24 protein-coding genes are annotated in these 25598 nt (G+C 36.2%); 12 read left to right on the top strand and 12 right to left on the bottom strand.

Annotated elements, in window-relative coordinates; genetic code table 11:
• Positions 1–13: 13 nt before the first annotated feature.
• Together C8N46_RS00765 and C8N46_RS00770 are read right to left on the bottom strand one after the other, a co-directional pair.
• Positions 14–1027, bottom strand: coding sequence for a DUF6695 family protein (locus tag C8N46_RS00765; RefSeq protein WP_108112943.1), 1014 nt, complete (start codon positions 1025–1027; stop codon positions 14–16).
• Positions 1020–1748 carry an NRDE family protein gene (locus C8N46_RS00770; RefSeq protein ID WP_108112944.1) on the bottom strand — a complete coding sequence of 243 codons (729 nt, stop codon included), beginning with the start codon at positions 1746–1748 and terminating at the stop codon, positions 1020–1022. The genes C8N46_RS00765 and C8N46_RS00770 overlap by 8 nt, the downstream gene beginning before the upstream one ends.
• 211 nt (positions 1749–1959) lie before the next feature.
• On the opposite strand from C8N46_RS00770, the gene pruA reads away from it, so the two are divergent.
• Positions 1960–3585, top strand: coding sequence for an L-glutamate gamma-semialdehyde dehydrogenase (gene pruA, locus C8N46_RS00775; protein WP_108112945.1), 1626 nt, complete (start codon positions 1960–1962; stop codon positions 3583–3585).
• 131 nt (positions 3586–3716) lie between these two features.
• On the opposite strand, the gene C8N46_RS20250 is transcribed toward pruA, so the two are convergent.
• Both C8N46_RS20250 and C8N46_RS00780 read right to left on the bottom strand, forming a co-directional pair.
• On the bottom strand, positions 3717–3878 hold the full coding sequence (locus tag C8N46_RS20250; protein ID WP_158269039.1) for a hypothetical protein: 162 nt from the start codon (positions 3876–3878) through the stop codon (positions 3717–3719).
• Between the two features lie 153 nt (positions 3879–4031).
• A complete protein-coding gene (locus C8N46_RS00780) occupies positions 4032–5357 on the bottom strand; it encodes an Omp28-related outer membrane protein (protein ID WP_108112946.1) in 1326 nt (441 codons plus the stop codon).
• 231 nt (positions 5358–5588) lie between these two features.
• On the opposite strand from C8N46_RS00780, the gene C8N46_RS00785 reads away from it, so the two are divergent.
• Together C8N46_RS00785 and C8N46_RS00790 are read left to right on the top strand one after the other, a co-directional pair.
• On the top strand, positions 5589–6077 hold the full coding sequence (locus tag C8N46_RS00785) for a TlpA family protein disulfide reductase (protein WP_245896673.1): 489 nt from the start codon (positions 5589–5591) through the stop codon (positions 6075–6077).
• Positions 6078–6124: 47 nt separating this feature from the next.
• Complete coding sequence (locus tag C8N46_RS00790; RefSeq protein ID WP_108112948.1) at positions 6125–7804, top strand: DUF6029 family protein; 1680 nt, start codon at positions 6125–6127, stop codon at positions 7802–7804.
• A 179-nt stretch (positions 7805–7983) separates the two neighbouring features.
• On the opposite strand, the gene rsmG is transcribed toward C8N46_RS00790, so the two are convergent.
• The gene (gene rsmG / locus C8N46_RS00795) at positions 7984–8613 is read right to left on the bottom strand and encodes a 16S rRNA (guanine(527)-N(7))-methyltransferase RsmG (RefSeq protein ID WP_108112949.1); all 630 of its coding nucleotides are present in this window, start codon (positions 8611–8613) and stop codon (positions 7984–7986) included.
• A gap of 116 nt (positions 8614–8729) precedes the next feature.
• Between rsmG and C8N46_RS00800 the strand changes: the two genes are divergently transcribed.
• On the top strand, positions 8730–9776 hold the full coding sequence (locus tag C8N46_RS00800; protein ID WP_108112950.1) for a fatty acid desaturase: 1047 nt from the start codon (positions 8730–8732) through the stop codon (positions 9774–9776).
• On the opposite strand, the gene C8N46_RS00805 is transcribed toward C8N46_RS00800, so the two are convergent.
• Positions 9769–10506 carry a hypothetical protein gene (locus C8N46_RS00805; RefSeq protein WP_108112951.1) on the bottom strand — a complete coding sequence of 246 codons (738 nt, stop codon included), beginning with the start codon at positions 10504–10506 and terminating at the stop codon, positions 9769–9771. The genes C8N46_RS00800 and C8N46_RS00805 overlap by 8 nt on opposite strands.
• Before the next feature lie 102 nt (positions 10507–10608).
• Between C8N46_RS00805 and C8N46_RS00810 the strand changes: the two genes are divergently transcribed.
• Positions 10609–11793 carry a pyridoxal phosphate-dependent aminotransferase gene (locus C8N46_RS00810; protein WP_108112952.1) on the top strand — a complete coding sequence of 395 codons (1185 nt, stop codon included), beginning with the start codon at positions 10609–10611 and terminating at the stop codon, positions 11791–11793.
• A 329-nt stretch (positions 11794–12122) separates the two neighbouring features.
• On the opposite strand, the gene C8N46_RS00815 is transcribed toward C8N46_RS00810, so the two are convergent.
• The 4 genes from C8N46_RS00815 to trkA all read right to left on the bottom strand — a co-directional run bounded on the left by C8N46_RS00815 (position 12123) and on the right by trkA (position 15849).
• Entirely contained in the window at positions 12123–12422 is a 300-nt protein-coding gene (locus C8N46_RS00815) for a hypothetical protein (protein ID WP_146169686.1), read from the bottom strand.
• Between the two features lie 213 nt (positions 12423–12635).
• Positions 12636–12893 (bottom strand): hypothetical protein, encoded by a 258-nt coding sequence (locus C8N46_RS00820; protein ID WP_146169687.1) that lies wholly within the window; start codon positions 12891–12893, stop codon positions 12636–12638.
• A 106-nt stretch (positions 12894–12999) separates the two neighbouring features.
• Entirely contained in the window at positions 13000–14490 is a 1491-nt protein-coding gene (locus C8N46_RS00825; protein WP_170110051.1) for a TrkH family potassium uptake protein, read from the bottom strand.
• Positions 14491–14499: 9 nt separating this feature from the next.
• The gene (gene trkA, locus C8N46_RS00830) at positions 14500–15849 is read right to left on the bottom strand and encodes a Trk system potassium transporter TrkA (protein WP_108112956.1); all 1350 of its coding nucleotides are present in this window, start codon (positions 15847–15849) and stop codon (positions 14500–14502) included.
• A 161-nt stretch (positions 15850–16010) separates the two neighbouring features.
• Here trkA and ubiE point away from each other — a divergent pair, with 161 nt between their 5' ends.
• The 3 genes from ubiE to C8N46_RS00845 are packed head-to-tail and all read left to right on the top strand — an operon-like array spanning position 16011 to position 17929.
• Entirely contained in the window at positions 16011–16739 is a 729-nt protein-coding gene (gene ubiE / locus C8N46_RS00835; protein WP_108112957.1) for a bifunctional demethylmenaquinone methyltransferase/2-methoxy-6-polyprenyl-1,4-benzoquinol methylase UbiE, read from the top strand.
• Between the two features lie 5 nt (positions 16740–16744).
• Positions 16745–17464 carry a type IX secretion/gliding motility protein PorT/SprT gene (gene porT / locus C8N46_RS00840; protein ID WP_108112958.1) on the top strand — a complete coding sequence of 240 codons (720 nt, stop codon included), beginning with the start codon at positions 16745–16747 and terminating at the stop codon, positions 17462–17464.
• Between the two features lie 36 nt (positions 17465–17500).
• The gene (locus tag C8N46_RS00845) at positions 17501–17929 is read left to right on the top strand and encodes a hypothetical protein (protein WP_108112959.1); all 429 of its coding nucleotides are present in this window, start codon (positions 17501–17503) and stop codon (positions 17927–17929) included.
• 1 nt (position 17930) lies between these two features.
• Here C8N46_RS00845 and C8N46_RS00850 read toward each other — a convergent pair whose 3' ends face one another.
• Entirely contained in the window at positions 17931–18662 is a 732-nt protein-coding gene (locus tag C8N46_RS00850) for a TrmH family RNA methyltransferase (RefSeq protein ID WP_108112960.1), read from the bottom strand.
• A 38-nt stretch (positions 18663–18700) separates the two neighbouring features.
• Between C8N46_RS00850 and tamL the strand changes: the two genes are divergently transcribed.
• The 3 genes from tamL (at position 18701) to accD (ending at position 24064) form a co-directional block, all read left to right on the top strand.
• Positions 18701–21241 carry a translocation and assembly module lipoprotein TamL gene (gene tamL / locus C8N46_RS00855; RefSeq protein WP_108112961.1) on the top strand — a complete coding sequence of 847 codons (2541 nt, stop codon included), beginning with the start codon at positions 18701–18703 and terminating at the stop codon, positions 21239–21241.
• Between the two features lie 519 nt (positions 21242–21760).
• On the top strand, positions 21761–22828 hold the full coding sequence (fbaA, locus tag C8N46_RS00860) for a class II fructose-bisphosphate aldolase (RefSeq protein WP_108112962.1): 1068 nt from the start codon (positions 21761–21763) through the stop codon (positions 22826–22828).
• 378 nt (positions 22829–23206) lie between these two features.
• Complete coding sequence (gene accD / locus C8N46_RS00865) at positions 23207–24064, top strand: acetyl-CoA carboxylase, carboxyltransferase subunit beta (protein WP_108112963.1); 858 nt, start codon at positions 23207–23209, stop codon at positions 24062–24064.
• A 76-nt stretch (positions 24065–24140) separates the two neighbouring features.
• On the opposite strand, the gene C8N46_RS00870 is transcribed toward accD, so the two are convergent.
• Complete coding sequence (locus C8N46_RS00870) at positions 24141–24968, bottom strand: hypothetical protein (RefSeq protein ID WP_108112964.1); 828 nt, start codon at positions 24966–24968, stop codon at positions 24141–24143.
• Between the two features lie 297 nt (positions 24969–25265).
• Between C8N46_RS00870 and rpsO the strand changes: the two genes are divergently transcribed.
• Positions 25266–25535: a 30S ribosomal protein S15 gene (gene rpsO / locus C8N46_RS00875; protein ID WP_108112965.1), complete on the top strand. Its 270-nt coding sequence runs from the start codon at positions 25266–25268 to the stop codon at positions 25533–25535.
• The last annotated feature ends 63 nt before the right edge of the window (positions 25536–25598 follow it).

Here is a 25598-nt window from a genome sequence, read left to right on the forward strand (position 1 = left end):
AACAACAATAAATCTAGGTCACAAGCAATTGATAATCTTCTTGAAAAGTAAAGAAAAACACCGTATCATCTTGCAACACAGAACAAAACGCACAGTTAGAATCGTAGATAAATTTGTATGGTTGTTCCCAATCAAAATCTGGATTGTTTACCTTGAAAATTCCGTCAACATCTACATTTCCGTTAGGAGAAATTCGGCGAATGCGATAACAATATGTTTTTGCAGGCAAAGGAAATAGTTCAAACCAAACTCCTGCGCCAATTCCCGGAAGCCATTGTGCATTTTCTGAAAGTATCGTCAATTTTTTCGGCTGTAGGTTTCCTTCTATAGTAGGCTCAAAATCTTTTAAACGATCTAAAAAACAACGTCTTGTTACTTTTCTCGCCGTCGAATTAAAAAAACGAATTTCATCTCCCGAAACCTCATAACAATGCACTTCTGTACTTGCTAAAACAACATTTCCAATCGTACTCGGCGTAAACCATTTCGACTGTTTGAGACGTTTTTTTATGGTGGAATTTGTGGTAGCGGAAATAATCGTATCCGTAACAAATCGCGCGCAATTGGAAGCATTTTTGTCAAACGCTGCATATTTTGTCGCACCTTTTCGCATATAATACTGAATAAAAGTAGCCGCAGCATCGTAATCCACTTGATTGCAAATAGAAGCCATCATTTTTCCTTCACCATGTGTTAATTGTGGATTATTGGCTAAAAAGTGTAAAATTTCCTCTAAATTGACAATTTCGCCATTCCGAATCGTGGCTTTTAGCGGAAAATCCAATTCTCTATCGCGTTCTTTGGAACGCACACGACCGTACGACAATTTCGTCACATAACGACCGAAGTCATAATACGCAAGTTCACCGCTGACTTTTTCAATCAATACCAACGCGGCATGTCCTGCACGCACGTAGTTTTTAGTGCCCATTCCCATAAAACGCAAATAAGGAGAATACCATTCTGTAGACGTTCTTACAACAGTTTCAGGATATGCCAACACCAATATAATCCCCGTATTATTCATGCAAGGTTTGTATCGAATTGAAACTAAGTTCGCTTGTTGCATCTGTCATCAAATGGTGATATTTCATGGAAAGTATTTCGGTTGTTTTTTCTATTTGTGTGATACTAACGGTTTTCACGAAAAATCGGTCCATAATCACATCTACCTCAGGATTGCCAATGCCTGCCGTTTTGTGAAAGCGCATTACCGATGCAGCATTTAAAATATTTTTCTGTTGGAAATCTGAAAACCAATCGCGGCGCAACTGTTTCATATCTTCAGAATACAACATTGAAGACGACCAAATATGAGGTGTTTCTAACGGTAGCTTTTGAAAGTGTTTTTGCGCGCCATCCCAAACCAATTCGAAAAGTTGCAACGAGGTGTTCCAATCGACGATGATTATTGTAAATGGTTCAATTTTATGGAGATTGTAATCTGTAACGGATTTTTCAATATGTGTACTCGTCAAAAAATCTTTTACCACAATTCCACGACTGTGCCGATATGCAGGCAAGCGTTTATGCGCAGTAAATCCAGCATTCAACAAACAAACCGCACGTTTTTGATTGCTCATGCCAATCCAAGTGCCACCTCCAACTTTATCTTTGGGATATACTATTTTAGCATTAGCTGTTGAATATATTGCTGGCTTTATAGTTTCTCGAGCAGGCGATTCGTCACGATTTGACGTGAGTACAAACGCATCATTTCCTTGGTAAACAAAACTAACAGTACACATAGTCGTTTTGGTCTTTCTTTGGGCGAACAACTTACAAAATTTTCATCAGAAACAGGCAAAAACTGTGAATTCTGTAATTCATCAAAAAATAACATCCTGATTATTGTAAAAACCCTAAAAATGACTAAAAACGCATATTCCTGTAAAGGTGCTTTTTTTTTGTATCTTTGCAGCTTTAAATTCTAATCAAAATACAAATAAAAATATCACTATGGGAAAAGGATTTTTTCAAGTTCCAACAGCCATTAACGAACCTGTAAAATCGTATGCACCTGGCAGTCCTGAAAGAGCTGCTGTTATCGCACAATACGAAGCATATTTTAATGGAAATGTTGATGTGCCAATGTACATTGGAAGTGAAACTGTAACAACTGGAAATACAAACAATATGACACCTCCACACGACCATCAACACGTTGTGGGAACGTATCATTTAGCAGAAAAAAAGCACGTAACACAAGCTATTGAAGCGGCTTTGGAAGCTAGAAAAAAATGGGCACAGTTAACATGGGAACAACGTGCAGCTATCTTTTTAAAGGCTGCTGAATTAATCGCAGGACCTTACAGAGCAAAAATCAACGCAGCTACGATGATTGCGCAATCAAAAACAGTACACCAAGCAGAAATTGATGCCGCATGTGAGTTGATTGACTTTTTACGTTTTAACGTAGAATTTATGTCACAAATTTACGAAGAGCAACCAGATTCTGCAGAAGGCATTTGGAATCGTGTTGAATACCGACCATTAGAAGGATTTGTATATGCAATTACACCATTCAATTTTACTGCGATTGCTGGAAATTTACCTGCAAGTGCTGCAATGATGGGAAATACCGTAGTTTGGAAACCTAGTGATAGTCAAATTTTCTCAGCAAAAGTGATTGTTGATGTTTTTAAAGAAGCTGGCGTACCTGATGGTGTCATCAATGTAGTATATGGTGATCCTGTGATGATTACCGATACTATTTTAGCAAGTCCAGATTTTGCTGGAGTGCACTTTACAGGTTCAACCTATGTTTTTAAAGAATTGTGGAAAAAGATTGGAAATAATATTCACACATATAAAACCTATCCTAAAATTGTAGGTGAAACTGGCGGAAAAGATTTTATTATTGCGCATCCAAGTGCAAATGCTAAACAAGTCGCTACCGGAATTTCACGTGGTGCATTTGAATTTCAAGGACAAAAATGTAGTGCAGCTTCACGCGTGTACTTGCCAAAATCTATCGCAAATGAGGTGTTAGAGTATGTAAAAGAAGATATTGCTTCTTTCAAAATGGGTTCTCCTGCTGATTTGAGTAATTTTATTACTGCGGTAATTCACGAAGGTTCTTTTGATAAATTGGCAAAATATATTGACCAAGCAAAAGCGGACGCTGATGCGGAAGTGATTGCTGGTGGAAATTACGATAAATCGAAAGGGTATTTTGTGGAACCAACAGTGATTTTGACCACAAATCCAAAGTACACTACGATGGAAACAGAATTATTCGGTCCAGTAGTTACGGTATATGTGTACGAAGATGCCGATTGGTCAGAAACTTTACAATTGGTTGACGGAACTTCTGAATACGCTTTAACAGGCGCTGTATTTTCTGGAGATCGTTACGCAATTGACGAGGCTACCAAAGCCTTGGAAAACTGTGCTGGAAACTTCTATATCAATGACAAGCCAACAGGTGCGGTTGTAGGACAACAACCTTTTGGTGGCGCAAGAGCTTCTGGAACCAATGACAAAGCAGGTTCTGCACAAAACTTATTGCGTTGGGTTTCTCCACGATTAATCAAAGAAACTTTTGTAACTCCAACAGACTATAGATATCCGTTTTTAGGGTAATATTTTCAAACTCATATAACAAAAAGCCAGCAAATTGCTGGCTTTTCACTTCTTTAGTTATTGGTATTATTAGCTAATTGTTTAGCTATACTTAAAAAGCTATACAAATAGCTCTTTTAAAATATTCTTACTTAGCGGCAGAAATAAGAAATGCATACATAATTTCCATCATCATCAATGTACCATTCTTTCGTTAAATCTGTTGGTCCTCTTTGTCCTTTAACTTTTTCTACATCAAAATTGGAGATGACTTTTCTATTTAACTGCAAATTTGACAACTTTCTTTTTTTCATAGTATTATAATTTTTATGATTAACACTTAAAGCTACTAAGAAAAAACTATGTTGCAGTAAGGTTTTACCTTATAAAAACAAAAAGACAGCTACGAGAGCTGTCTTTTTTATAAAGAATTAAATACGATAATTCTAGCTAATTATATGTTTTCTTTAGTTTGCTAAGAAGTCAGAATCTGCTTCTGCTGTCCCTGTTTTAGAGAATGCTGCGTTGATTACTTTGTTGTCAGCACCAACAATCATAGCGATTACAGAAACTTTTGAACTGTCAGATACATTTCCTGGCATTGCAATATCAAAAAACTCTGTATGTTTTTGTCCTGCTGCTGTGCTTCCTGCTGGAATAGCATCTCCCAACACATTTGTAATAGAGTGTCTTAATGTATGATTGTGAACGAAGTTTGTGATTGGATCTACACCTCCGTAGTAAGTTGTGTAGTTTGCTTGTGAAGCTACAATGCCATCTTCTAATACCATTACTACTAATTTTGCTCCTGATGTGTTTTGTGCAAACGCTGCACTCACATATACTTGCAAGTTGTTTCCAACTACCATAGAATTTAAAGACAATCCTGAAGATGTAGTTCCAGTTGCTAAGTTTGTTGCTTGCGCTACGTTACTTGGCTCTGGGAATGTCCACTCTTGATCTCTGTTGATAACTGCTGTTGGATAACTTCCTCCTGGATTGAATTGACTTACCAATGTTTGGCTGTATGAGTTTTGCATGTTATCACCACTGTGTGCTCCTACTGCAAAAACTCTGTCTGATTGCGCTTCTACTTGTTCAATAGCGTATGATACTCTTGGACACCATCCGCACCAAGTTCCTGTAAAGTCTTCAATAACTGCCATTTTAGCAAATGTTGCTGGAGCTGTTTCTCCAGTTACAGGTAAGTTAAATACTCCAGAAGTCAAACCGTCTTTTGACGCTGTTACTTCTAAATCTCCCATAGCAGTCACCATCATTGCATGACCACTGATTTGGTTTCCATTTACTGTTAACGTTGCAGAATCTGTAATTGTGTAATCGTTTCCAGAAGCATCTGAACCAATCACGGTAAAACTTGCAGTATCTCCTACTTTTACACTTGTATCGTTACTTTCTACTCGTAATGCTGTAATTACTGGAGGCGTTACCTCAACACTAATAGCACCACTGTTGATTTGTTGATATTGCGCTGTAATTTGATACGTTCCTGTAGCAGTTGGCGTAAAATCTAGTCCTGAAATAGCACTATTATTTACTCGAATTGTTGAACTTGATGATACATTAGACCCATCATTTGCTGTTACCGTAAAAGTAATAGACCCGCCCAATTCGATGGAATTTTGACTTGCAGTCACTGTAATAGAAGTAATTCCTGATCCGCCACCTGGATTTGTAGGTTCGCCTGGCTCGTTATCAGAATCACTACTGCAGGAATACATAAATAACGCAGCAACGACAAGCATACATTTAAAAAGATTTTTTGCTTTCATAAGTTTTTTTTGGTTTATAAAGTTTAGTTAATTGGTATAATTGGCGTCTAATTTATATTAAATTTTTGTTAAAAAAAAGAAAAATCTAACAAACAGTAAATCAATAAAATAACCTATCATTTATATAGAGAATATGGAGAAACCACCAAAAATGATTTATTTTATTTTTCTTGTTTTTTTAACGTTAGCTTTTATATATTTACAAAATTCTCACTATTAAACTAAAAAAATATGAAGTCAATTATGAGTTTTGTTGCGGTATTTCTACTGTTTACAATACAAGCTACTGCTCAGAAGGAAATTCCGAATGTTGAAGTCAAAAATTTAGACGGAACTTCGCTAAACATGAATCAAATTACGCAAGAAAAAGGCGTGAAAATTCTCAGTTTTTGGGCAACATGGTGCGTGCCTTGCATTAATGAATTGGATGCTATTAATGAAGTATATGAAGATTGGCAAGATGAAACGAATGTAGAATTGATTGCCATTGCTACAGACGATTCAAGAACTAAAAAAAGAATCAAGCCGTTGATAAATGGTAAAGGATGGGAATACAAAATTCTTTTAGATGACAATCAAGATTTACAACGCGCTTTAAATATTACCACAATTCCTCACGTAATTGTTATTAAAGATGGAGAAATTGTTTTTCGCCATACAGGATATTTTCCTGGCGCAGAAAATCAGTTGTATGATGTCGTAAAGAAAAATTCAAAATAAACCATCTACAAACAGCTAACCTAACACTAAACTAACTACATATTTTCATGAAGAAACTAATTTACCTTTCTTTAGCATTGGTATGCACTGTCGGATTTGCACAAAATCCCGACGAAGAAGATAAAAAAGATTGGGGAAGACTCACTGGCGGATTTGAATCTATTGTTCAATGGTATAACGATGACACAAGCTTAGGAAAATTCGCCGAAGAAGAACATGTTCGTTCCAATAACTATTTAAAATTAGATTACAATTACGGAAATTGGTTTGCGGGAATGCAGATAGAATCGTACGCGCCAATGCCATTATTGAATTATTCTCCAAAACTAGACGATTCTGGCGTAGCATTATATTATGCAATGTATCGCTCCAAAAAATTAGAAGTGACTGTCGGGCATTTTTACGAGCAATACGGAAGCGGACTGATTTTACGTGCTTGGGAAAACAGACCACTCGGAATCAACAATGCTTTTAGAGGTGCACGTGTGAAATTTGATCCTTCCAATTCGGTATCACTTTCTGCTATGTACGGAAGACAGCGTGACGGTTTTGATGTGTCGAATGGTGATATTTATGGATTTAATTCCGAATTTGATTTATCCAAACTACTCAAATTGGAAAGTTCAACAGTTTCTGCCGGATTTAGCTATGTAGGACGTAAAGAAGACATTCCTGAAGAATTTCAAAACGGAGAATTTGACGAATTGACCAATTCCTTTTCTGCACGATTGGATTATTCTGGCGAAAGCTTTTACTCGGGAATAGAATATATCGTTAAAGACAAAGACATTATTGTAAACTCACAACGTTTCATAGAAAATTTTGTAGAAAATGGAAGTGCCTTATTGCTCAACTTCGGATATTTTAAACAAGGTTTAGGAATTGATGCAACGTTCCGTAGACTCGAAAATATGAACTTCTTCTCCGAAAGAGAAGCTGCCGGAAATGTATTCAACGAAAATATTGTCAATTACTTACCAGGATTGACCAAACAACACGATTATTTACTGACCAATATTTACGTGTATCAAGCACAAGCTGCTATCACGGTTCCTGATCCGTCATTGTTAAAATACGGTGAAATTGGTGGTCAAATTGATGTGTTTTACAATTTTGAAAAAGGAACACCAATTGGTGGAAAATACGGAACTAAAGTTGCGGTAAACGCTGCGTATTGGGCTGGATTGAAAGGAGATTTCAACTTTACAGACAGAGATGCCAACATTGACTATTTCGGATTTGGACAAAAATACTTTTCAGAATTTAGTTTGGAAGTCCGTAAAAAATGGAGTCGCAAGTGGCAAAGTATTTTTTACTATGTAAATCAATACTACAACCAACGTTTTATCACGGATCAGCGCGGTGTGGTAAACTCAAATATTGGTGTGGTAGAATCTACCTACAGAATCAACTCCAAACAATCGGTTCGTGCAGAATTACAACATTTATGGACGCAAGACGATAACGGAAGTTGGGCTGGAGCAACGTTGGAATTTAATGTAACACCAAGATTATCATTTTATGTAAACGATATTTACAATTACGGAAACGACGTAGAAGACGAGCAAATTCACTTTTACAATGCAGGAGGAAGTTATGCTAGAGGCGCTACTCGATTTGCCATCAATTACGGAAGACAGCGTGGCGGATTGATTTGCGTGGGAGGAGTTTGTCGTTTTGTACCACAAAGTACTGGATTGACAGTAAACATTACCACAGCATTTTAAAAATTCATACACATCCCAACCAACTAACTACTTAAATACGAGGCTGTTTTTAAAAGTCCAATCTTCGTCAAACCGAACTTGATTCGGTTTCTCATAACAGTGAGAAATCAGTGTGATGGGATTCTGAGTCAAGCTCAGAATGACGTTAGAAATACTTTTAAAAACAGCCTCGTTCATTTTTATGGCTTATATTTTAACGGAAGATGTACTACTTTTTTCGTTTCAAAAAAATCTTCTTCAAAATAATCGGAAATCGCATACAATGTAGCTTTGGGAAAATCTTGCAACTCTTCAGTTAAGTCGCCGCCTTTTAAATATAAAATTCCGTTTTTCAATTCGTGTTGTTGTTTTTTGGCAACTTTTTTACGAACCCATTTTACAAAATCAGGCATATTGGTTACGGCTCTGCTCACAATAAAATCGAATTCGCCTTTCACTTTCTCCGCACGTAAATGATACGCAGAAACATTGGTCAAACCTATACGTTCTGCAACGGCTTGTACGACTTTTATCTTCTTTCCAATCGCATCTACCAATACAAATTTTACCTCTGGAAACAAAATTGCTAGTGGAATTCCTGGAAATCCGCCGCCTGTTCCCACATCCAATATTTTTGAGCCTGCTGCAAACGATTGAACTTTTGCAATAGCCAACGCATGCAGTACATGACGCAGATACAATTCGTCAATATCTTTGCGAGAAATCACGTTAATTTGCGCGTTCCATTCCTTATATAAATCTTCCAGCTGCTCAAATTGTTCGATTTGAGTGTCTGTTAAATCTGTAAAATACTTTTGTATAATTTCCATAATTAGCGCAAAACTACTCTTTATTTACGATTTAATAAATTTATTATTTTCAAATTGCAAATTTTACAATATATTGTACTAGTTTTACCTCAAACATAGATTAAATAGCTTTTTATATGTCGAAAAAAAATGTAGATCAAGAAATTAAAGAAGCATTGAAAAATTGGAGATCTATCGTCTCTAAATACAGAAAAAAAAGTACAAAAAAAGCCATTGGGCAAATGGCATCTTCTTTTTTACCATTTATTGCCGTTTGGGTATTGATGTATTTTACCCTTGAATTTTCACTAACGCTGACCATTTTATTGGGAATCTTAAACGCCTTCTTTTTGGTGCGAATTTTTATCATTCAACACGATTGCGGACACGGTTCTTTTATAAAATCGCAAAAAGCAAGTGATATTATTGGATATGTGTGTAGTGTATTTAGCTTTTTACCATTCAAATATTGGGCAGTAACGCACACATTTCATCACGGACATAACGGACAGTTAGAAACGCGACAAGTTGGCGACATGCCTACGTTGACCGTAGAAGAATTCCGCGCAAAAAGCTGGTGGGGACGCTTCAAATACAAAGTTTTCAGAAGTCCCATCGTAATTTTCGTAATTGCGCCTGCGTACTATTTAATTGTGACAACCAAGTATCCGTTTTTGCAATTTAACAAATGGAAAAAAATCACGTTGACACTTTTAAAAGACAACCTCATCATCATCATTCCATATTTAATTATTGGGTATTTTGTAGGTTGGGCAAACTTTTTTGCGGTGCAATTTATCATCTTATTCTTCTTCGGAATCATTGCGTTTTGGTTTTTTTACATTCAGCATCAACATGAGTTTTCGTATAAAAAGTGGAAAAAAGATTGGGATTTCTTGCTATCTGCAATCAAAGGAAGTACGTATTTAAAATTACCACGAGTAATGGAATGGTTTACAGGTCACATCGGCATTCACCACATTCACCATTTAAATAGTAGAATTCCAAATTACAATCTAAAAAAGTGTATTACAGAAAATAAAATTTTATCAAAATACGTAACTACTTTGTCCTTTAAAGACGGATTGAAAATGATGTTTTTAAAATTATGGGATGAAGAACAACAGCGTATGATTACGTTTAGAGAATACTATAGACTCGAAAAAGTTCGCTTTTCTAATTAAAGAATATAAAATACATTCTAATTGCAATAATAAGTACCACATAAGCAATTGAAATATAGAGCAACGGCTTTGCGATGACTTCGTAAAGCCGTTTTTTAATGCGTTTGATCGATTTGATAAATTCCACATAAAGTAATGCATAGCACACAAATAACAACACGCCCAATCCTTCTGTGATTCCAAAATGAAATTGCAATTTTAGTATGTGAAAATATGCTACAGCGTGTGATAAGAAAAAAACAAATAGTAATACTATAGATGCTGTAGACCTAAGGTTTCTCAAAGTTAAATCGAGCGTATAAAAAAACTCATAAAAAGAACTCGGTGCAACAGTAGAAGAAACAATTAACAATTTTTCATTTCCTTTCTCAACATTCATATCTTTTCGTTCTTCGCGCCATCTTTTTCCTTTAAAAAAAGGATTGAATTTCAATTCTTTATCGATCATATTTCTTTTTAAAACATATTCGATAAAATGTGAACCTAGTATTCCAAAAACGACTAACAAGCTTACTGCGATTACACCATGATACACGGAAGGATTCAATCCATCCAACTCAAAAAAGATAAACTTTTTAGGCACTACATTCATAAAATACAACCCGAAAAAAGTAACAACAACTAGAATAAAGACCAAATAGTCAAGTCGTTTTTTAACACTTATGATGCGACTAATTAAATTCTCTAGAAAAAACTCTTTAGAAACTTCTTGATTGTTATTATTTTCCATAATAAAATACTTTTGTGATTATTGAAAACTATCTTTCATCCTAAAACAAAAATAACTAATTTCGCAACGTTCAGTAATTAAAAAAAGAAACAACACACAACCATGGCATTATTATCTGAAAGAGTTTTAAATATGTCTACTTCTGCTACGTTAGCAATGGCAGCGAAAGCACGAGAACTAAAAAATGAAGGAAAAAATATTATTGGGTTAAGTTTGGGTGAACCCGACTTTAACACACCCGATTTTATCAAAGAAGCTGCCATACAAGCCATCAATGACAACTACAATAGTTACACGCCTGTAGATGGATATGCAGAATTGAAAGATGCTATTATTCAAAAATTTAAGCGAGATAATAACTTAACATACACGCCAAATCAGATTGTAGTTTCTACAGGAGCTAAACAATCGCTTGCAAACGTGGCAATGGTATTACTGAATGATGGTGACGAAGTCATTCTTCCTGCGCCTTTTTGGGTAAGTTATAGCGACATTGTAAAATTGGCAGAAGGAGTTCCAGTAGAAGTATCAACTTCAATTGAAACCGATTTCAAAATGACGCCTGAACAATTGGAAGCTGCCATTACACCAAAAACAAAAATGATTTGGTTTAGCTCGCCGTGTAATCCAAGTGGTTCGGTATATAGTGAAGCAGAATTAAGAGCTTTAGCGGCTGTTTTAGAAAAACATCCAAATATATATGTGGTTTCTGATGAAATTTACGAACACATCAACTTTACAAGCGAGCATTTTAGCATTGCGCGAATTCCATCTATGTATGATCGTACTATTACGGTAAATGGTGTTTCCAAAGCCTTTGCTATGACAGGTTGGCGAATTGGTTATATCGGTGGTCCTGAAAAAATAGCAAGAGCTTGTAATAAAATTCAAGGACAAATTACAAGTGGAGCCAATTGTATTGCGCAACGCGCTACCATTGCAGCTTTAGAAGCTTCAACAGATAAAATACAATACATGATAGACGAATTCTTAAAACGTAGAGATATCGTTTTAGAATTGCTTCAAGAAATTGAAGGGTTCAATGTCAATGTTCCTGAAGGTGCTTTTTATGTATTTCCAGATATTTCCTCATTCTTTGGAAAAACCTTGCGTGGAAAAACAATCAACAATGCTACAGACTTCTCTACGTATCTGCTAGAAGAAGCTTTGGTAGCAACTGTAACGGGAGAAGCGTTTGGAAACCCAAATTGCATTCGAATTTCGTATGCCGCTTCCGAAGCAGAACTGCGTCAAGCAATACAACAAATAAAAGAAGCATTGCAATAAAAGTATATTTCTGTAAGTAGAATCTAAAAGCTGTTTTTCTTTGAGAAACAGCTTTTTTTTGCCAACAAATAAGCAAAAAGCATCTAAAAAGTCTAAAGCGAAGCGTTTCTAACAATTCTAAAAACAAAAACCTTAAATCATTAAATTGAGCGAAGCGAAAGCAGAACATCTAAAAAGTCTAAAATTCCAAAGCGAAGCGTTTTTAACAATTCTAAAAACAAAAACCTTAAATCATTAAATTTTTGAATCCTTGAATGGAGCGAAGCGACAAAAATCAAATGAGCCAAAAAATGTGTGATAAGTACATTTTTTGGCTCGGTTGAGATTAACTAAATAATATTAAGTATTAAAAGTGAAATTGTCAAAATAGCACCACTAAACATGATAATGGTGTTGGGAAACTTTCGTTCGTAACGCCAAAAAAACTCTTTAATCCCAAAGAATAAAAAAGTATTGAAGGCATAAAAAATAACAATACAATACGTGAGATCAATTCCAAAGAGCGTCTTTGCTGGTGTTGCAGTATCAACAGTAATATCCATGTTGGTAAAAATCATAATTACCGTACTTGTTAGCAATATGACAGTAGCCAACCAACAGAATTCCAAAAAATTAAACTTCTTTAGCATTCGTTCTCTAACTTTTGTTTCACGAAGTAAATTTCCAAAAAACATCTAAAATTCAAAAGGGGTTTTTTCCCCTTTTTTGTTGGAAAACTCTGAGTGAACTAACGAAATTGCGACTAAAACTATACTTTTAAGTACTAAAATTTTTAACGAGCATAAAAAAACCGTTTCAATACAATTTGAAACGGTTATATATTATTTGATATGAAGTATCGTTTACAGAAAAGCAATTGCATATGCTAAGATGAAAACTGATACTTTTAAAATAGCTCCTGCAGCTGGCGTAAATCGATGTTGATTGGTACGTATGCGTTGCTTTAATCCAAATAAAGAGCTAGATTCTACATTGCGAAAGTTCTCTTTTGCTTTTTCTTTGTAGTTAGAAGTTAAAATACCTACATATCCTAAATCCTCTGTTCTTTCGATGGGTTCTGTGCGAACCAACATTGTGTGTGTTAAATTTGTTGTTGTCATGATGATTGTTTTTTTTTGATTGATACAAGTATGACGAAGCAACAACTATTTTGTTACACGTAGCTGTAAAAAAATTTGAAAAATTATTCTTTTAAAACTCTAGAAACTAACGGTTTCGCCAGAAAATTGGCGTCAACAGGATTAAAACAGTAAACAATTCCAAGCGTCCAAGAAGCATTAAAAACGCACACCACCATTTTCCAAAAGAAGGTATGGAATTGTAATTTTCAAGCGGATTCAAATCGCCCAATGCGGGACCGACATTTCCCAAAGAAGAAGCTGCGCCACCAATGGCAGATTCAAAATCCAATCCTACAAATCCTAAAACCAACGCACCAATAATAAACAACAACATGTAAAGAATGAAGAATCCTAAGATATTGTACACAATATGTTCTGAAACCGATTTGTTGTTGTATCGTACAGGAATAATCGCGCGTGGATGTAATGTTCGTTTAAATTCTAACAAGCCGTTTTTAATCATTAATAAATGCCGCACAACTTTTACACCACCCGAAGTAGAACCTGCAGAACCACCAAGAAACATCAATCCGAAGAAGAAAATAGTTAAAAAGGTAGTCCAACTTGTAAAATCAGCGGTGACAAATCCTGTGGTCGTAATGACGGCGACGACAGAAAACAACGAATGTCGAAAGCCACTTTCCAATTCGCCATACACCATCGGATGATAGTCAGACGGTTGCACATTAGCCTGTGTATATACGATTACGGTTGCTATCAAGGTAAATACGATGACAAAAATTGCGTAGAACCGGAATTCTTCATCGCGAAATACTTTTTGTATTTTTCCTTTAAACGCGAAGTAACTCAACACAAAGTTGGTTCCTGCCAAAAACATAAAGAAAATGATGATATACTGAATCATCGGATTGTCGTTCCAATACGCAATACTCGCATCTTTCGTAGAAAATCCTCCTGTTGACAAGGTACACAACGCGTGATTTATCGCATCAAAAAAGGACATTCCTGCGACTTGCAATAAAATGGTTTCCGCTATGGTATATCCTACGTAAATCAGCCATAAACGCTTGGCTGTATCGGTAATTCGCGGATGCAATTTATCTGCACTTGGTCCTGGCGCTTCTGCAGCAAATAACTGCATTCCTCCTATTCCCAGTAATGGTAAAATAGCAATGGCTAACACAATAATTCCCATACCGCCAATCCAGTGTGTCATGCTTCGCCAAAAGAGAATACCTTCTGGCAAACCTTCAATTTTTTCTAAAATTGTGGCGCCAGTAGTAGTATAACCCGACATGGTTTCAAAAAAGGCATTGGTAAATTTCGGGATGGTTTTGGTAAATATGTACGGAAATGTTCCCGAAAGGGACATAAAAATCCAACCGAACGTCACGACAATATATCCTTCACGCTTTTTGATTTCTTTTTTGTGGTCTTTGGTCGTCAACATAAAAAGCGCACCTGCAATAATGGTAACCAATCCTGCAAGAAAGAGTTTAAAAGTCACACCATCTTCATACAGAAAACTGACCAAAGTAGCTAGTAGCATAAATCCGCCATTGCAAATCAACAGCAGTCCCATCAAATGAAATATGATTTTATAATTGACTTTCATTTTCAATGCTTAAAGAAACATGCGTTCTACTTTATTGATGGATTGCGGCAAACTACAAACCACAATTCGGTCACCCGATTTGATATGGAAATCGCCCAAAGCAATCAATCCTTCACCTTCACGAATTACGCCGCCAATAATAGCTGAGCGAGGAAAATCAAGGTCTTTTATTTTTTTATCGCATACGCGAGAGGTTGGTTTTACAACAAATTCTAACAATTCTGCATTCAAGTTGTTTACACGCGTCATATCGACCACATCACCTTTACGAATGTGGCGAAATATATTGTTTGCTGCTAACAGTTTTTTATTGATAAGTGTATCTATTCCGATAGATTGAGAGAGTTGGAAATAATCCATATTTTCCACCAATGCAATGGTTTTTCGGATGTTTTTAGTTTTAGCAACCAAACACGACATGATATTGGTTTCGGAGTTTCCTGTCACCGCAATAAATGCATCCATATCGTATATTCCTTCTTCTTCTAGCAATTCCACATTGCGTCCGTCACCTTGAATAATCATGGCATTTGGCAATTCATCAGCTAGTTCAAAAGCTTTGTTTTTGTCTTTTTCGATTAATTTTACTTTGAAACGGTTTTTGCATAAATCTCTTGCCGTTTTATAACCGATATTACTTCCGCCGAGAATCATGACATTTTTAATATCTTCTCGTTGTTTTCCAATCAATTTATACAACTCTTCCACACCTTCTTTTGAGGTGATAAAATACACCTGATCGCCTTCTTTAAAAAGCGTATCTCCACGTGGAATGAGTGTATATTGCGTTCCAAATCGTTGAATCGCAATCGGCACAAAGTGTAATTCTGGAAAAATCCGCGCGGCTTCTTTCACGCTTTTCCCCACAAAAGGTGCGGTACGTTGCAAAATGGTTCCTACCATAGTAAGCGCACCTTCTTCAAACTCGTAACTATCGTTAAAAGCCGATTGATCTAACAATAATTTTATCTCGGCAGCCGCTAATTTTTCAGGAGAAATCAACTCATCAATTCCCAAATCTGAAAATTGGAGTTCTTCCTGATAACTGATAAACTCTGTATTAGAAATTCTTGCGATGGTTCGCTTACAACCCAATTGTTTCGCAAGTACGCAAATGGTAATATTTGTAGTTTCGGAAGACGTTACTGTGATTACTAAATCAGCTGAAGAAACTCTCGCTTCTTTCAAAATACGAATAGAAGTTGCATCACCTTTAATCACACGAATATCTAAATGTGTATCCGCATAATCCAAATTCTCTTTGTTGCAATCTATTAGCGTTATATCTTGTGATTCGTAAGAAAGTAGTTTCGCTAAATGATATCCTACTTCACCAGCTCCCGCAATTATAATTTTCATCGAGTTAACTTATTGAAAAAGTACACAAATATAAGGCAAAAAAGCGATTATTCACTAATACTTTTCATGTTGAATATCAGTTTTGTATATCTACCATAAATTATAGCCGTTGCAATACTACATTGACAATAGGATTGAGTATATTTGCCAAAATTTCCAATATGTCAAAAAATGTAACACCATACAAAGAGTCCAATCGTGGCAAGAAAGAGCAAGTTACAGAGATGTTTGATACCATTTCAGAGAATTACGACGGCCTAAATCGTGTGATTTCTTTTGGTATTGATGTAAAATGGAGAAAAAAAGTGGTAAAATTAGTTGGCGACACCAATCCAAAAAGCGTGTTAGACATTGCCACGGGAACAGCCGATTTAGCAATTAATCTTGTTAAAACTGGCGCTGAACGCATTGTTGGCCTAGATATTTCGCCAGGAATGTTGGAAGTCGGCAAGCAAAAAATCAAGAAAAAAGAGTTGCACGATAAAATTGAAATGGTGTTGGGCGATGGCGAAAAGTTACCTTTTGAAGACAATTCGTTTGATGCCATAACCGTAGCATTTGGCGTGCGAAACTTTGAAAATTTAGAACAAGGCTTGCAGGAAATTTACAGAGTTTTAAAACCGAAAGGAATTTTTGTCGTGTTGGAAACTGCTGTTCCAACAAAAACGCCTTACAAACAGTTTTATCGTCTCTATTCAGGGAGAATCTTACCTGTGATTGGAAAGTTGTTTTCTAAAGACAATGCAGCGTACGGATATTTGTCAGAATCGGCAGCCGCTTTTCCTTTTGGAGAAAACTTCAACAATATTTTACGAAAAATTGGGTTTATAGATGTGAAAGATAAACCACAAACGTTTGGTGTAGCGAGTATTTACACCGCAACAAAGTAGATTTTATGAGGAAGATTTTGTTCATCATCTGTTGTATGTTTGCGTTTCAGTCTGCGCATTCTCAATTATTTAGCAAGAAAAAAGTACAAAACGATGCCAGTGGCGGAAACGGTCAAATAGACAATAATACGCTTACTTGGGGTTATTTTTTAGGATTTAATAGTTACGATTTTAAATTTACCTACAATCAAAATCCAGATGCTATACAACTAAAACCGCAACTTGGCTTTAATGTAGGATTGGTGGGTGATGTAAAGTTGAATAATTATATGAATTTGCGCTTGGAGCCAGGAATTTACTTTACCACACGTAATATTGAATATCCAGAAAGTTACGGTTTGACAGATCCTGTGGATAGATTGCGCGAAATAAAATCGAGTTATGTGCATATTCCGTTGTTATTAAAAATTGGCACAAAACGTATCAACAACTTTAAGCCGTTTATTGTGGGCGGATTTTCTACCTCGATTAACTTATCGAGCAACGAAAAAAATCCTGATGACAATAGTAACAATCAGTTTCGAATGAAACAGCGAACGTTTTATTACGAATTAGGTTTTGGGGTTGATTTTTATTTGTACTACTTTAAATTTACACCTTCAATCCGCGGTGTTTTTGCGTTGAATGATGAATTGGTGCGTGACCGCGATCCAAACAGTCCGTGGACGAGCAATATTCAAAAAATGCAAACGCGCGGAATTTTTATTAATTTTACGTTTCAATAGCATCTCGACTGCGCTCGATGTGACATATTACTTCGCATGAAAAAGTACCAACTTTTAATTGATAATGATTTAGAAGTCAGGATAGATCATATTGACCAATGGTTTACCTATAGTGGATTGCTAGAAGGATTACCAACAAACAGGCTTAACACAATGATACTGGAACGAACGAAAGAGGAAGCTAAAGAACGCTTTCATTCAGATGCCGTCTATCTTATTGAGCCTACACAAACTCCTATTGAATATGAAGGTAGATATGTTTTTGGGAAACCGATGCAACTTCCTTCAATTACTTGTGTCTGTAGCGTTGCTAGTTCTGAAGTTTTCAGGAATAAAGAAATGCATGGCTCTCATTTAATAATTATTTGGCTTCAGGAAGATTATGCCTTTCCTATTGAAGAAACTATTATCGAAAAAATAAAAGAAATTCCTTTTCGCAAAATTTGTAAAGAATTTGAATATTGATTTAAGTAAACTCCATACGTTTAAACTCATTCAACAAAATTCCGGTTGCCATCGCAACATTTAAACTTTCGGTTTGTTGGAAGTCTCCGAAACGTGGAATCGCTATTTTTTCGGTGATGAATGTTGAAATTTCTTCAGAAACACCATTGGCTTCGTTGCCCATAACGAGAATTCCATCTTTCGGCAAGTTAGTTTTGTACACATTAGTACCGTCCATAAAAGCACCGAAAATTGGCAAGTTGGTTTCTGATAAGTATGTTGATAAATCTGTATAGACAACTTCTACACGTGTCAAAGAGCCCATGGTTGCTTGAATCACTTTCGGATTGTAGCAATCGACGGTAGTTTCTGAACATACGAGTTGTTTCACGCCAAACCAATCGCACAAACGAATGATGGTTCCTAAGTTTCCAGGATCGCGAATTGCATCAAGCACAACGATTAATCCTTTTTGTTGTGAAAAAGTTGCTTCATGAATTTTAAACAGCGCCAAGGCTTTGTTCGGTGTTTTTAAAAAGCTGACTTTTTTCAGTTCGGCTTCGGAAACCAACGTTGCGTCTACATTTTCTTCAAACAAAAATTCATCGGTTGTAAACAAAGTGTCCAATTCAAAACTAGAATCTAGAAACTCCTGAATCACCTTTTTTCCTTCTGCTACGAAAAGTCCGGTTGATTTTCGGTACTTTTTTTGATGTAGACTCGTTATTATCTTTATTTGTCTTTTGCTAATCATCCAAATAGTTTAATTTTGAATTTGTAAAACACCTCTTATTGAAATCCTTTTTAGCAAAAATATCATTATTTATTATAATTGGCGTGTACGTTACTTCTTGTAATTCTATCAAATATGTAAAAGAGGATGAATTACTGTTGACGAAGAACGAATTAACGGTCAACGGAGAAGTGTCTAGCGACCCTGATGCGTTGAGTCAAATGTACCAAAAACCGAACAGTCGACTTTTAAATTTTCCGCTGCGACTGCACATTTATAATTTAGCTGAAAAAAATTCTGATTCTACCTATCAAGCTTGGCTCGATAGAAACCCGAAACGCCGTCAACGTTTGAATAACGCGCTTTCAAAAAAGCAAGTTCGCGAGCTTGGAAATTACAAAACGGGCTTTAATAAATGGTTGCAAAAAACAGGAGAAGCGCCTGTCATTATCGATCAAAAGAAAACCAAAAAAACGACCAATCGACTCAAAGTATATTATCAAAATAAAGGCTATTTTAATGCGAATGCCGATTTTGAAGTGATTCCTTCCGAAAAAGAACGTCGCGCAAGCATTCAATATCGTGTCGATACCGGAAATCCGTATTTTTTAGACAGTATTCAAGTTGCTATCAAATCACCTGATTTAGATTCTATTTACAATTTATACAAAGATGCATCATTCTTAAAGCAAGGAAAACAGTACAATACGGGCGATTTTTACGACGAACGCGAACGCTTGACAGTACTTTTTAGAAATTCGGGAATTTATAATTTTCAGTTAAACTCTATCAAACCTACAGTCGGAATTGATTCTACAGGAAACGATTATAAACTACCTGTTTTATTAAAGATTAATAATTTGAACGAGCGCAAAGGCGATAGCATTGTGGAAACAGAATACAAAGTGCATCGCATTAAAGAAGTAAATATTTATACCGATTATACGTTTGCCAATTCGCGTTCAAAATTTATTGATTCGGTTCAGTATGACGATTTTACAATTTATTCAAATGATAAATTGCGTTTTCGTCCAAAAGCGATTACAGATGCTGTATTTATGCATGCTGGCGATATTTATCGCGACAACGACCGAACACTTACGTACAAGCACATCAACAACTTGCGAACGTTTAAATATCCGAACATTCAGTACGAATATGCCAATGACAGTCTGACGGATTTGATTGCGAATATTTATTTGCAACCACGAAAGAAGTTCTCTTTAGGTTTTGATATTGACATTACGCATTCCAACATTCAGGATTACGGTTTTTCGTTTAGTACGTCGTTGATTAGCAGAAATGTTTTTCGCGGTGCAGAAACGCTCGAAATTGCTGCTAGAGGAACTTTAGGAGCATCGAGAGATGTGGCCGATTCGGAAGACCAATTCTTTAATATTGCGGAGATTGGCGTCGATTTTAGATTGAATTTCCCGCGATTTTTCTTTCCGTTCAATACTGACAAAATTATTCCGAAATACATGTTGCCAACCACTGTTTTATCGCTCGGAACGAGCAATCAGCAGAATATTGGACTCGACAGACAAACCTTTACAGGATTTATTCGCTACAACTGGCAACCTACCAAAAAGAACACGTTTAACTTGGAATTGTTCAATCTGCAATTCATCCGAAACCTGAATACGAGCAATTATTTTAACGTATACACCAGTTCGTACGACCGATTAAACTCCGTGGCGCAAAGCTCCAATTATATTGATAATGACGAATCGCTCAATATCGCTTCTGGACAAACCGACCAGTTTATCGAAGACGTAATTTCTAACAACTTTGAAGTCACGCCAAGCGAGCTTTCTACCGTTTTGAGTGTGAATCAGCGAAAATTTCGATTGACGCAAGACAACTTGATTGCAGCTTCAAAAATCAACTTTCTCCATAACAGCAAAGAAAACATTGCCGACAATACGTTCTTTCAGTTTAGAACCGAATTGGAATTGGCGGGTAACTTTTTATCTGCGATTGCAGGCGTGGCGAATTTGGAAAAAGATAGCAGAGGAAAATACGAGCTTTTTGGAGTTCCGTTTACGCAATACATCAAAACGGAATTTGACTATATCAAACACTGGGAACTCTCACGAAAAGAAGATGTGTTGGCATTTCGCACCTTTTTCGGAATTGCAATTCCGTATGGAAACTCTGAAAACATTCCGTTTGCTCGAAGTTATTTTGGCGGTGGTTCTAATGACAATCGCGCGTGGGCAGCGTATCAGTTAGGTCCTGGACGTTCGGCGAGTCTACTCGATTTCAACGAAGCCAATTTAAAACTTACCACCAATTTGGAATATCGTTTTGATTTGTTCGGAAGCTTTAAAGGCGCGCTTTTCGCGGATGCTGGAAATATTTGGAATGTATTTGATGATATAGAAGACGAAGACCAAAAATTCAACGGATTTGATTCGCTTCGCGACATTGCCTTAGGAACAGGTTTCGGTTTGCGCTACGACTTTAGCTTCTTCGTGTTGCGTTTTGATATTGGTTTCAAAACCTACGATCCTGCCTATCCGATTGGCAATCGTTGGTTTAATGATTACAATTTTGGAAACGCGGTCTATAATATTGGGATTAATTATCCTTTCTAATTGGGTTTTGGGTGTTGGGTTTTGGGTGTTAGGTTTTTGGTGTTGGGTTGCTGGTTGCTGGTTGCTGGTTGCTGGTTGCTGGTTGCTGATGAAAATACTTTTTAATTTTATATTTTGAGTTTTACATTTTAAATTTCGTTATTCGTTATTCGTTATTCGTTATTCGTTATTCGCTAATTTTTCACTCTTAACTATTCACTCATAACTTTTAACTTGATTACTGATTACTGATTACTGGTTGCTGGTTGCTGGTTGCTGGTTGCTGGTGAAAATACTTTTTAATTTTACATTTTGAGTTTTACATTTTAAATTTCGTTAAAAGGCAAGTGATTCTCGATAGAAAATTTGTATCGAGATGTACTTTCAAGTTCCATATCAATTTCAAATTCAACTTCAAGTTCAAATTCCAACAACACTAAAACGTTTGCGCCCACAAACAACTAAAAATGAACGCAGAACTGCATAAAAACTCACTACAATTTTATTACATTTGTAATCCAAACAAAAAAACCAAAGACGATGAGTCATAATATCAAACCAGGAGTTGCTACTGGAGACGAAGTACAAGAAATATTTAAACTAGCCAAAGAAAAAGGCTTTGCGTTACCAGCCGTAAACGTAGTAGGTTCAAATTCTATCAACGGAGTGCTAGAAACTGCTGCAGAGCTGAACTCTCCTGTTATCATACAATTTTCAAACGGAGGTGCACAATTCAACGCTGGAAAAGGATTGAGCAACGAAAATCAAAAAGCAGCCATTGCAGGCTCCATTGCTGGCGCAAAACACGTGCATGAAATGGCAGAAGCGTACGGCGTTCCAGTCATTTTACACACAGACCATTGTGCTAAGAAATTATTGCCTTGGATTGATGGATTGTTGGATGCCAGCGAAAAGCATTTTGCAGAAACTGGAAAACCATTATACAGTTCACACATGATTGACCTTTCAGAAGAACCGTTGGAAGAAAACATCGAAATCTGTAAAGAATACTTGGCGCGCATGAGCAAAATGGGCATGACGTTGGAAATTGAGTTGGGAATTACAGGTGGTGAAGAAGATGGTGTAGACAACAGCGATGTGGACGATTCTAAATTATACACGCAACCAGAAGAAGTAGCCTATGCATACGAAGAGTTGATGAAAGTAAGTCCTAGATTTACCATTGCAGCAGCTTTTGGAAACGTTCACGGTGTATACAAGCCTGGAAATGTAAAGTTGACACCAAAAATCTTGAAAAATTCACAAGAATATATTTCTCAAAAATACAATGTAGGTCACAATCATATTGACTTTGTATTTCACGGCGGATCAGGTTCTACCTTAGAAGAAATCAGAGAAGCTATTGGCTATGGTGTGATTAAAATGAACATTGATACCGACTTGCAATTTGCCTTCATGTCTGGAATTCGCGATTATATGTTAAATAAAAAGGATTATTTAATGACACAAATTGGAAATCCTGATGGTGACGACATTCCAAACAAAAAAGATTACGATCCAAGAAAATGGTTGCGCGAAGGTGAATTGACCTTTAAAACACGTTTAAAGCAAGCATTTGAAGATTTAAATAACGTAAATACGTTGTAATATAATTTGGGCGTTTCCCTCCAATCGAGTTGGAGGTCGGGCTTTCGTAACTCGCTTTTCACAAACTGTCATTCCTGCGTAGGCAGGAATCCATTTTGCGAAAGAGCTCAAACAATTTACTCAATCCCTAACGCGAAACTTCCCACGAAAGTGAAAAACTTCAAAACAGAAACCTCGTTAACATTGTAAAACAAACTGTTAACGAGGTTTTTTACATATAAATCAAATACAATCTTTAGTTAGTCAAATCAAATTTTGAGTTTCAACAATAAAAACAGTAATTTTGTCCACTAACTAAAAATGAAAACTAACTATTGATTGTACGATACAGATTGCTGTAAACAGTCTAACATTGTAAATCGTAATTCACAAATCATTATGGCTTGGTTTAAAAGAAAAGAAAAAGGTATCCAAACCTCCACAGAGGAAAAAAGAGATACACCGAAAGGACTTTGGTACAAATCGCCCACAGGAAAAATTGTAGATTCGGAAGAATTGGCAAAAAACTTTTATGTAAGTCCTGAAGATGGATACCACGTTCGCATTGGAAGTAAAGAATATTTTGAAATATTATTCGACGAAGGAAAATTCAAAGAACTCGATAAAAACTTATCCTCTAAAGATCCACTAAAATTCGAAGACAGTAAAAAATACACGGATCGATTGAAAGACGCTAAAGAAAAAACAGGCTTAAAAGACGCTGTTCGTTCTGCCGTTGGAAAATCGAAAGGAAAAGAGTTGGTTATTGCGTGTATGGACTTCAAATTTATTGGCGGTTCTATGGGAAGTGTTGTAGGAGAAAAAATTGCACGTGCGGCAGATTACTCCCTTAAAAACAACATTCCATTCATGATTATCTCCAAATCTGGTGGCGCTCGTATGATGGAAGCAGCCTTATCATTGATGCAATTGGCAAAAACTTCGGCAAAATTAGCACAGTTGGCAGATGCTGGAATTCCGTATATTTCATTATGTACCGATCCAACAACGGGTGGAACTACTGCTTCATTTGCAATGTTAGGAGATATCAATATTGCAGAACCTGGTGCTTTAATCGGTTTTGCAGGACCACGTGTAGTTCGTGATACGACAGGAAAAGATTTGCCAGAAGGTTTCCAAACCTCTGAATTCCTCTTAGAACACGGATTCTTAGATTTTATCTCTCACCGAAAAGAATTGAAAAACAAAATCAACTTATATATTGACTTGATTCAAAATCAGCCAATACGAGCGTAGTTTTGTTTTAAAAATAGTATAAAAAAAGGCTTCCCGACGTGGAAGCCTTTTTCATATACCTAAAACCAAATATTTGCTAATCTAAAAAAATGGTTACGGTGTTTCCATTTGGACCTGTCCACGTAGCTTCGCCATCACAATCTCCGTCGCCGTACGCTAAGATTCCTGTGTTTTCATTTCGAGACAATTCCACCACACCACTTACAATAAAAGCACAAACCGCTTCTCTACGTAATGGTGTTGTTATAGTTGCTGAATGTGTATTTCCTAAAGGTCCTGTAGTAGTACCATTTCCTGTAATCGAAAATACATTGTCTGTCCAAGTGCCTGTATTTACACCTTCAATCCATTCGCGAGCACGTGTTGCTTGGCGAGTATAGGTTGCGCCATTTGGCCAGGTAATTTGCATGTCAATTGCTGCGGTCGATTGTGGATTTCCATTTTCATTCGACAATACACGTGTTACACTTCGGGTGCCATCAACCAATACGCCATTGCGTGTAAAATTGTTAAATGTAACTTGAATGACTCTACTTGCCAATTCTGCGTTTACATCTTGACTCATCATGATGATTCCGCTAACGATATTTCCATTTGGCAATTGGCAACCATCACCAAAATCGAGTGTAAGCTGACTAAATCCGCCGCTAACTTCTGTAGAAATTGTTACACACGACGGTAAAAAAGAAGGAGCTGATTCGAATTCTTGTGAAGCATCATCGACAATCAATCCGATATCATCTGAAATTAGGTCAATTTCTGCACTGCGTTGTGCCAATTCGTCGTTTATAGCGACTTCATCTTCGGCAGTAACTGTTTCGTTCTCGTTTTGACAAGCTGTTAGTAAAAAAAGACTCATCAATACCAATAAAATTCCTCGTTGCTTTTTGAATGTAGTTTTCATCTTTCTGTTTTTTTAAGTTTTTAATGTTTTGTGATGGAAAATGTTTGTATTCAAATAGTTCGGCGCCAACCTATCATAAATGTATTTTGTGATTAACATTTTTTAACATTTCATGTCTGTAAGACTAAACTGAAATACAAAGGTTTAATTAGCGTTAAAAAAGATGTATGGCATTCAAAAATTCGCAGCACAACAATCTTTCTATTTTTCTACTTTAGATTCTAAAAAATAATAGTATATTTGCGGCTTGATACGATACACGTATCTATACATAAAAATTATTAAAATAATATTGGCATGTACTTAACTAAAGAAGTTAAAGAAGAAATCTTCGCAAAGCACGGATCGTCTGCACAAGACACAGGTTCGTCAGAAGGTCAAATCGCGTTATTTACGCACAGAATTAATCACTTAACGGAGCACTTAAAAAGAAATCGTAAAGATTATAACACAGAGCGTTCTCTAGTAAAATTGGTAGGTAAAAGAAGAAGCTTACTAGATTACCTAAAAAAGAAAGATATCAACAGATATCGTGCAATCGTAAAAGAATTAGGATTAAGAAAATAAAAACAAAAAGAGGCTTCGTGCCTCTTTTTTTAATTATATAAACACATATTTCTTTCTGTAGAA

Origin of the sequence: Kordia periserrulae (assembly GCF_003054265.1) — a bacterium.
In the GTDB taxonomy this organism is placed as follows: Bacteria; Bacteroidota; Bacteroidia; order Flavobacteriales; family Flavobacteriaceae; genus Kordia; species Kordia periserrulae.

What these genes read in the sequence shown, in the direction of transcription:
- C8N46_RS00765 (WP_108112943.1), bottom strand. Translation starts at nt 1,027, where the DNA reads ATGAATAATACGGGGATTATATTGGTGTTGGCATATCCTGAAACTGTT.
- C8N46_RS00770 (WP_108112944.1), bottom strand. Translation starts at nt 1,748, where the DNA reads ATGTGTACTGTTAGTTTTGTTTACCAAGGAAATGATGCGTTTGTACTC.
- pruA (WP_108112945.1), top strand. Translation starts at nt 1,960, where the DNA reads ATGGGAAAAGGATTTTTTCAAGTTCCAACAGCCATTAACGAACCTGTA.
- C8N46_RS20250 (WP_158269039.1), bottom strand. Translation starts at nt 3,878, where the DNA reads ATGAAAAAAAGAAAGTTGTCAAATTTGCAGTTAAATAGAAAAGTCATC.
- C8N46_RS00780 (WP_108112946.1), bottom strand. Translation starts at nt 5,357, where the DNA reads ATGAAAGCAAAAAATCTTTTTAAATGTATGCTTGTCGTTGCTGCGTTA.
- C8N46_RS00785 (WP_245896673.1), top strand. Translation starts at nt 5,589, where the DNA reads ATGAAGTCAATTATGAGTTTTGTTGCGGTATTTCTACTGTTTACAATA.
- C8N46_RS00790 (WP_108112948.1), top strand. Translation starts at nt 6,125, where the DNA reads ATGAAGAAACTAATTTACCTTTCTTTAGCATTGGTATGCACTGTCGGA.
- rsmG (WP_108112949.1), bottom strand. Translation starts at nt 8,613, where the DNA reads ATGGAAATTATACAAAAGTATTTTACAGATTTAACAGACACTCAAATC.
- C8N46_RS00800 (WP_108112950.1), top strand. Translation starts at nt 8,730, where the DNA reads ATGTCGAAAAAAAATGTAGATCAAGAAATTAAAGAAGCATTGAAAAAT.
- C8N46_RS00805 (WP_108112951.1), bottom strand. Translation starts at nt 10,506, where the DNA reads ATGGAAAATAATAACAATCAAGAAGTTTCTAAAGAGTTTTTTCTAGAG.
- C8N46_RS00810 (WP_108112952.1), top strand. Translation starts at nt 10,609, where the DNA reads ATGGCATTATTATCTGAAAGAGTTTTAAATATGTCTACTTCTGCTACG.
- C8N46_RS00815 (WP_146169686.1), bottom strand. Translation starts at nt 12,422, where the DNA reads ATGCTAAAGAAGTTTAATTTTTTGGAATTCTGTTGGTTGGCTACTGTC.
- C8N46_RS00820 (WP_146169687.1), bottom strand. Translation starts at nt 12,893, where the DNA reads ATGACAACAACAAATTTAACACACACAATGTTGGTTCGCACAGAACCC.
- C8N46_RS00825 (WP_170110051.1), bottom strand. Translation starts at nt 14,490, where the DNA reads ATGAAAGTCAATTATAAAATCATATTTCATTTGATGGGACTGCTGTTG.
- trkA (WP_108112956.1), bottom strand. Translation starts at nt 15,849, where the DNA reads ATGAAAATTATAATTGCGGGAGCTGGTGAAGTAGGATATCATTTAGCG.
- ubiE (WP_108112957.1), top strand. Translation starts at nt 16,011, where the DNA reads ATGTCAAAAAATGTAACACCATACAAAGAGTCCAATCGTGGCAAGAAA.
- porT (WP_108112958.1), top strand. Translation starts at nt 16,745, where the DNA reads ATGAGGAAGATTTTGTTCATCATCTGTTGTATGTTTGCGTTTCAGTCT.
- C8N46_RS00845 (WP_108112959.1), top strand. Translation starts at nt 17,501, where the DNA reads ATGAAAAAGTACCAACTTTTAATTGATAATGATTTAGAAGTCAGGATA.
- C8N46_RS00850 (WP_108112960.1), bottom strand. Translation starts at nt 18,662, where the DNA reads ATGATTAGCAAAAGACAAATAAAGATAATAACGAGTCTACATCAAAAA.
- fbaA (WP_108112962.1), top strand. Translation starts at nt 21,761, where the DNA reads ATGAGTCATAATATCAAACCAGGAGTTGCTACTGGAGACGAAGTACAA.
- accD (WP_108112963.1), top strand. Translation starts at nt 23,207, where the DNA reads ATGGCTTGGTTTAAAAGAAAAGAAAAAGGTATCCAAACCTCCACAGAG.
- C8N46_RS00870 (WP_108112964.1), bottom strand. Translation starts at nt 24,968, where the DNA reads ATGAAAACTACATTCAAAAAGCAACGAGGAATTTTATTGGTATTGATG.
- rpsO (WP_108112965.1), top strand. Translation starts at nt 25,266, where the DNA reads ATGTACTTAACTAAAGAAGTTAAAGAAGAAATCTTCGCAAAGCACGGA.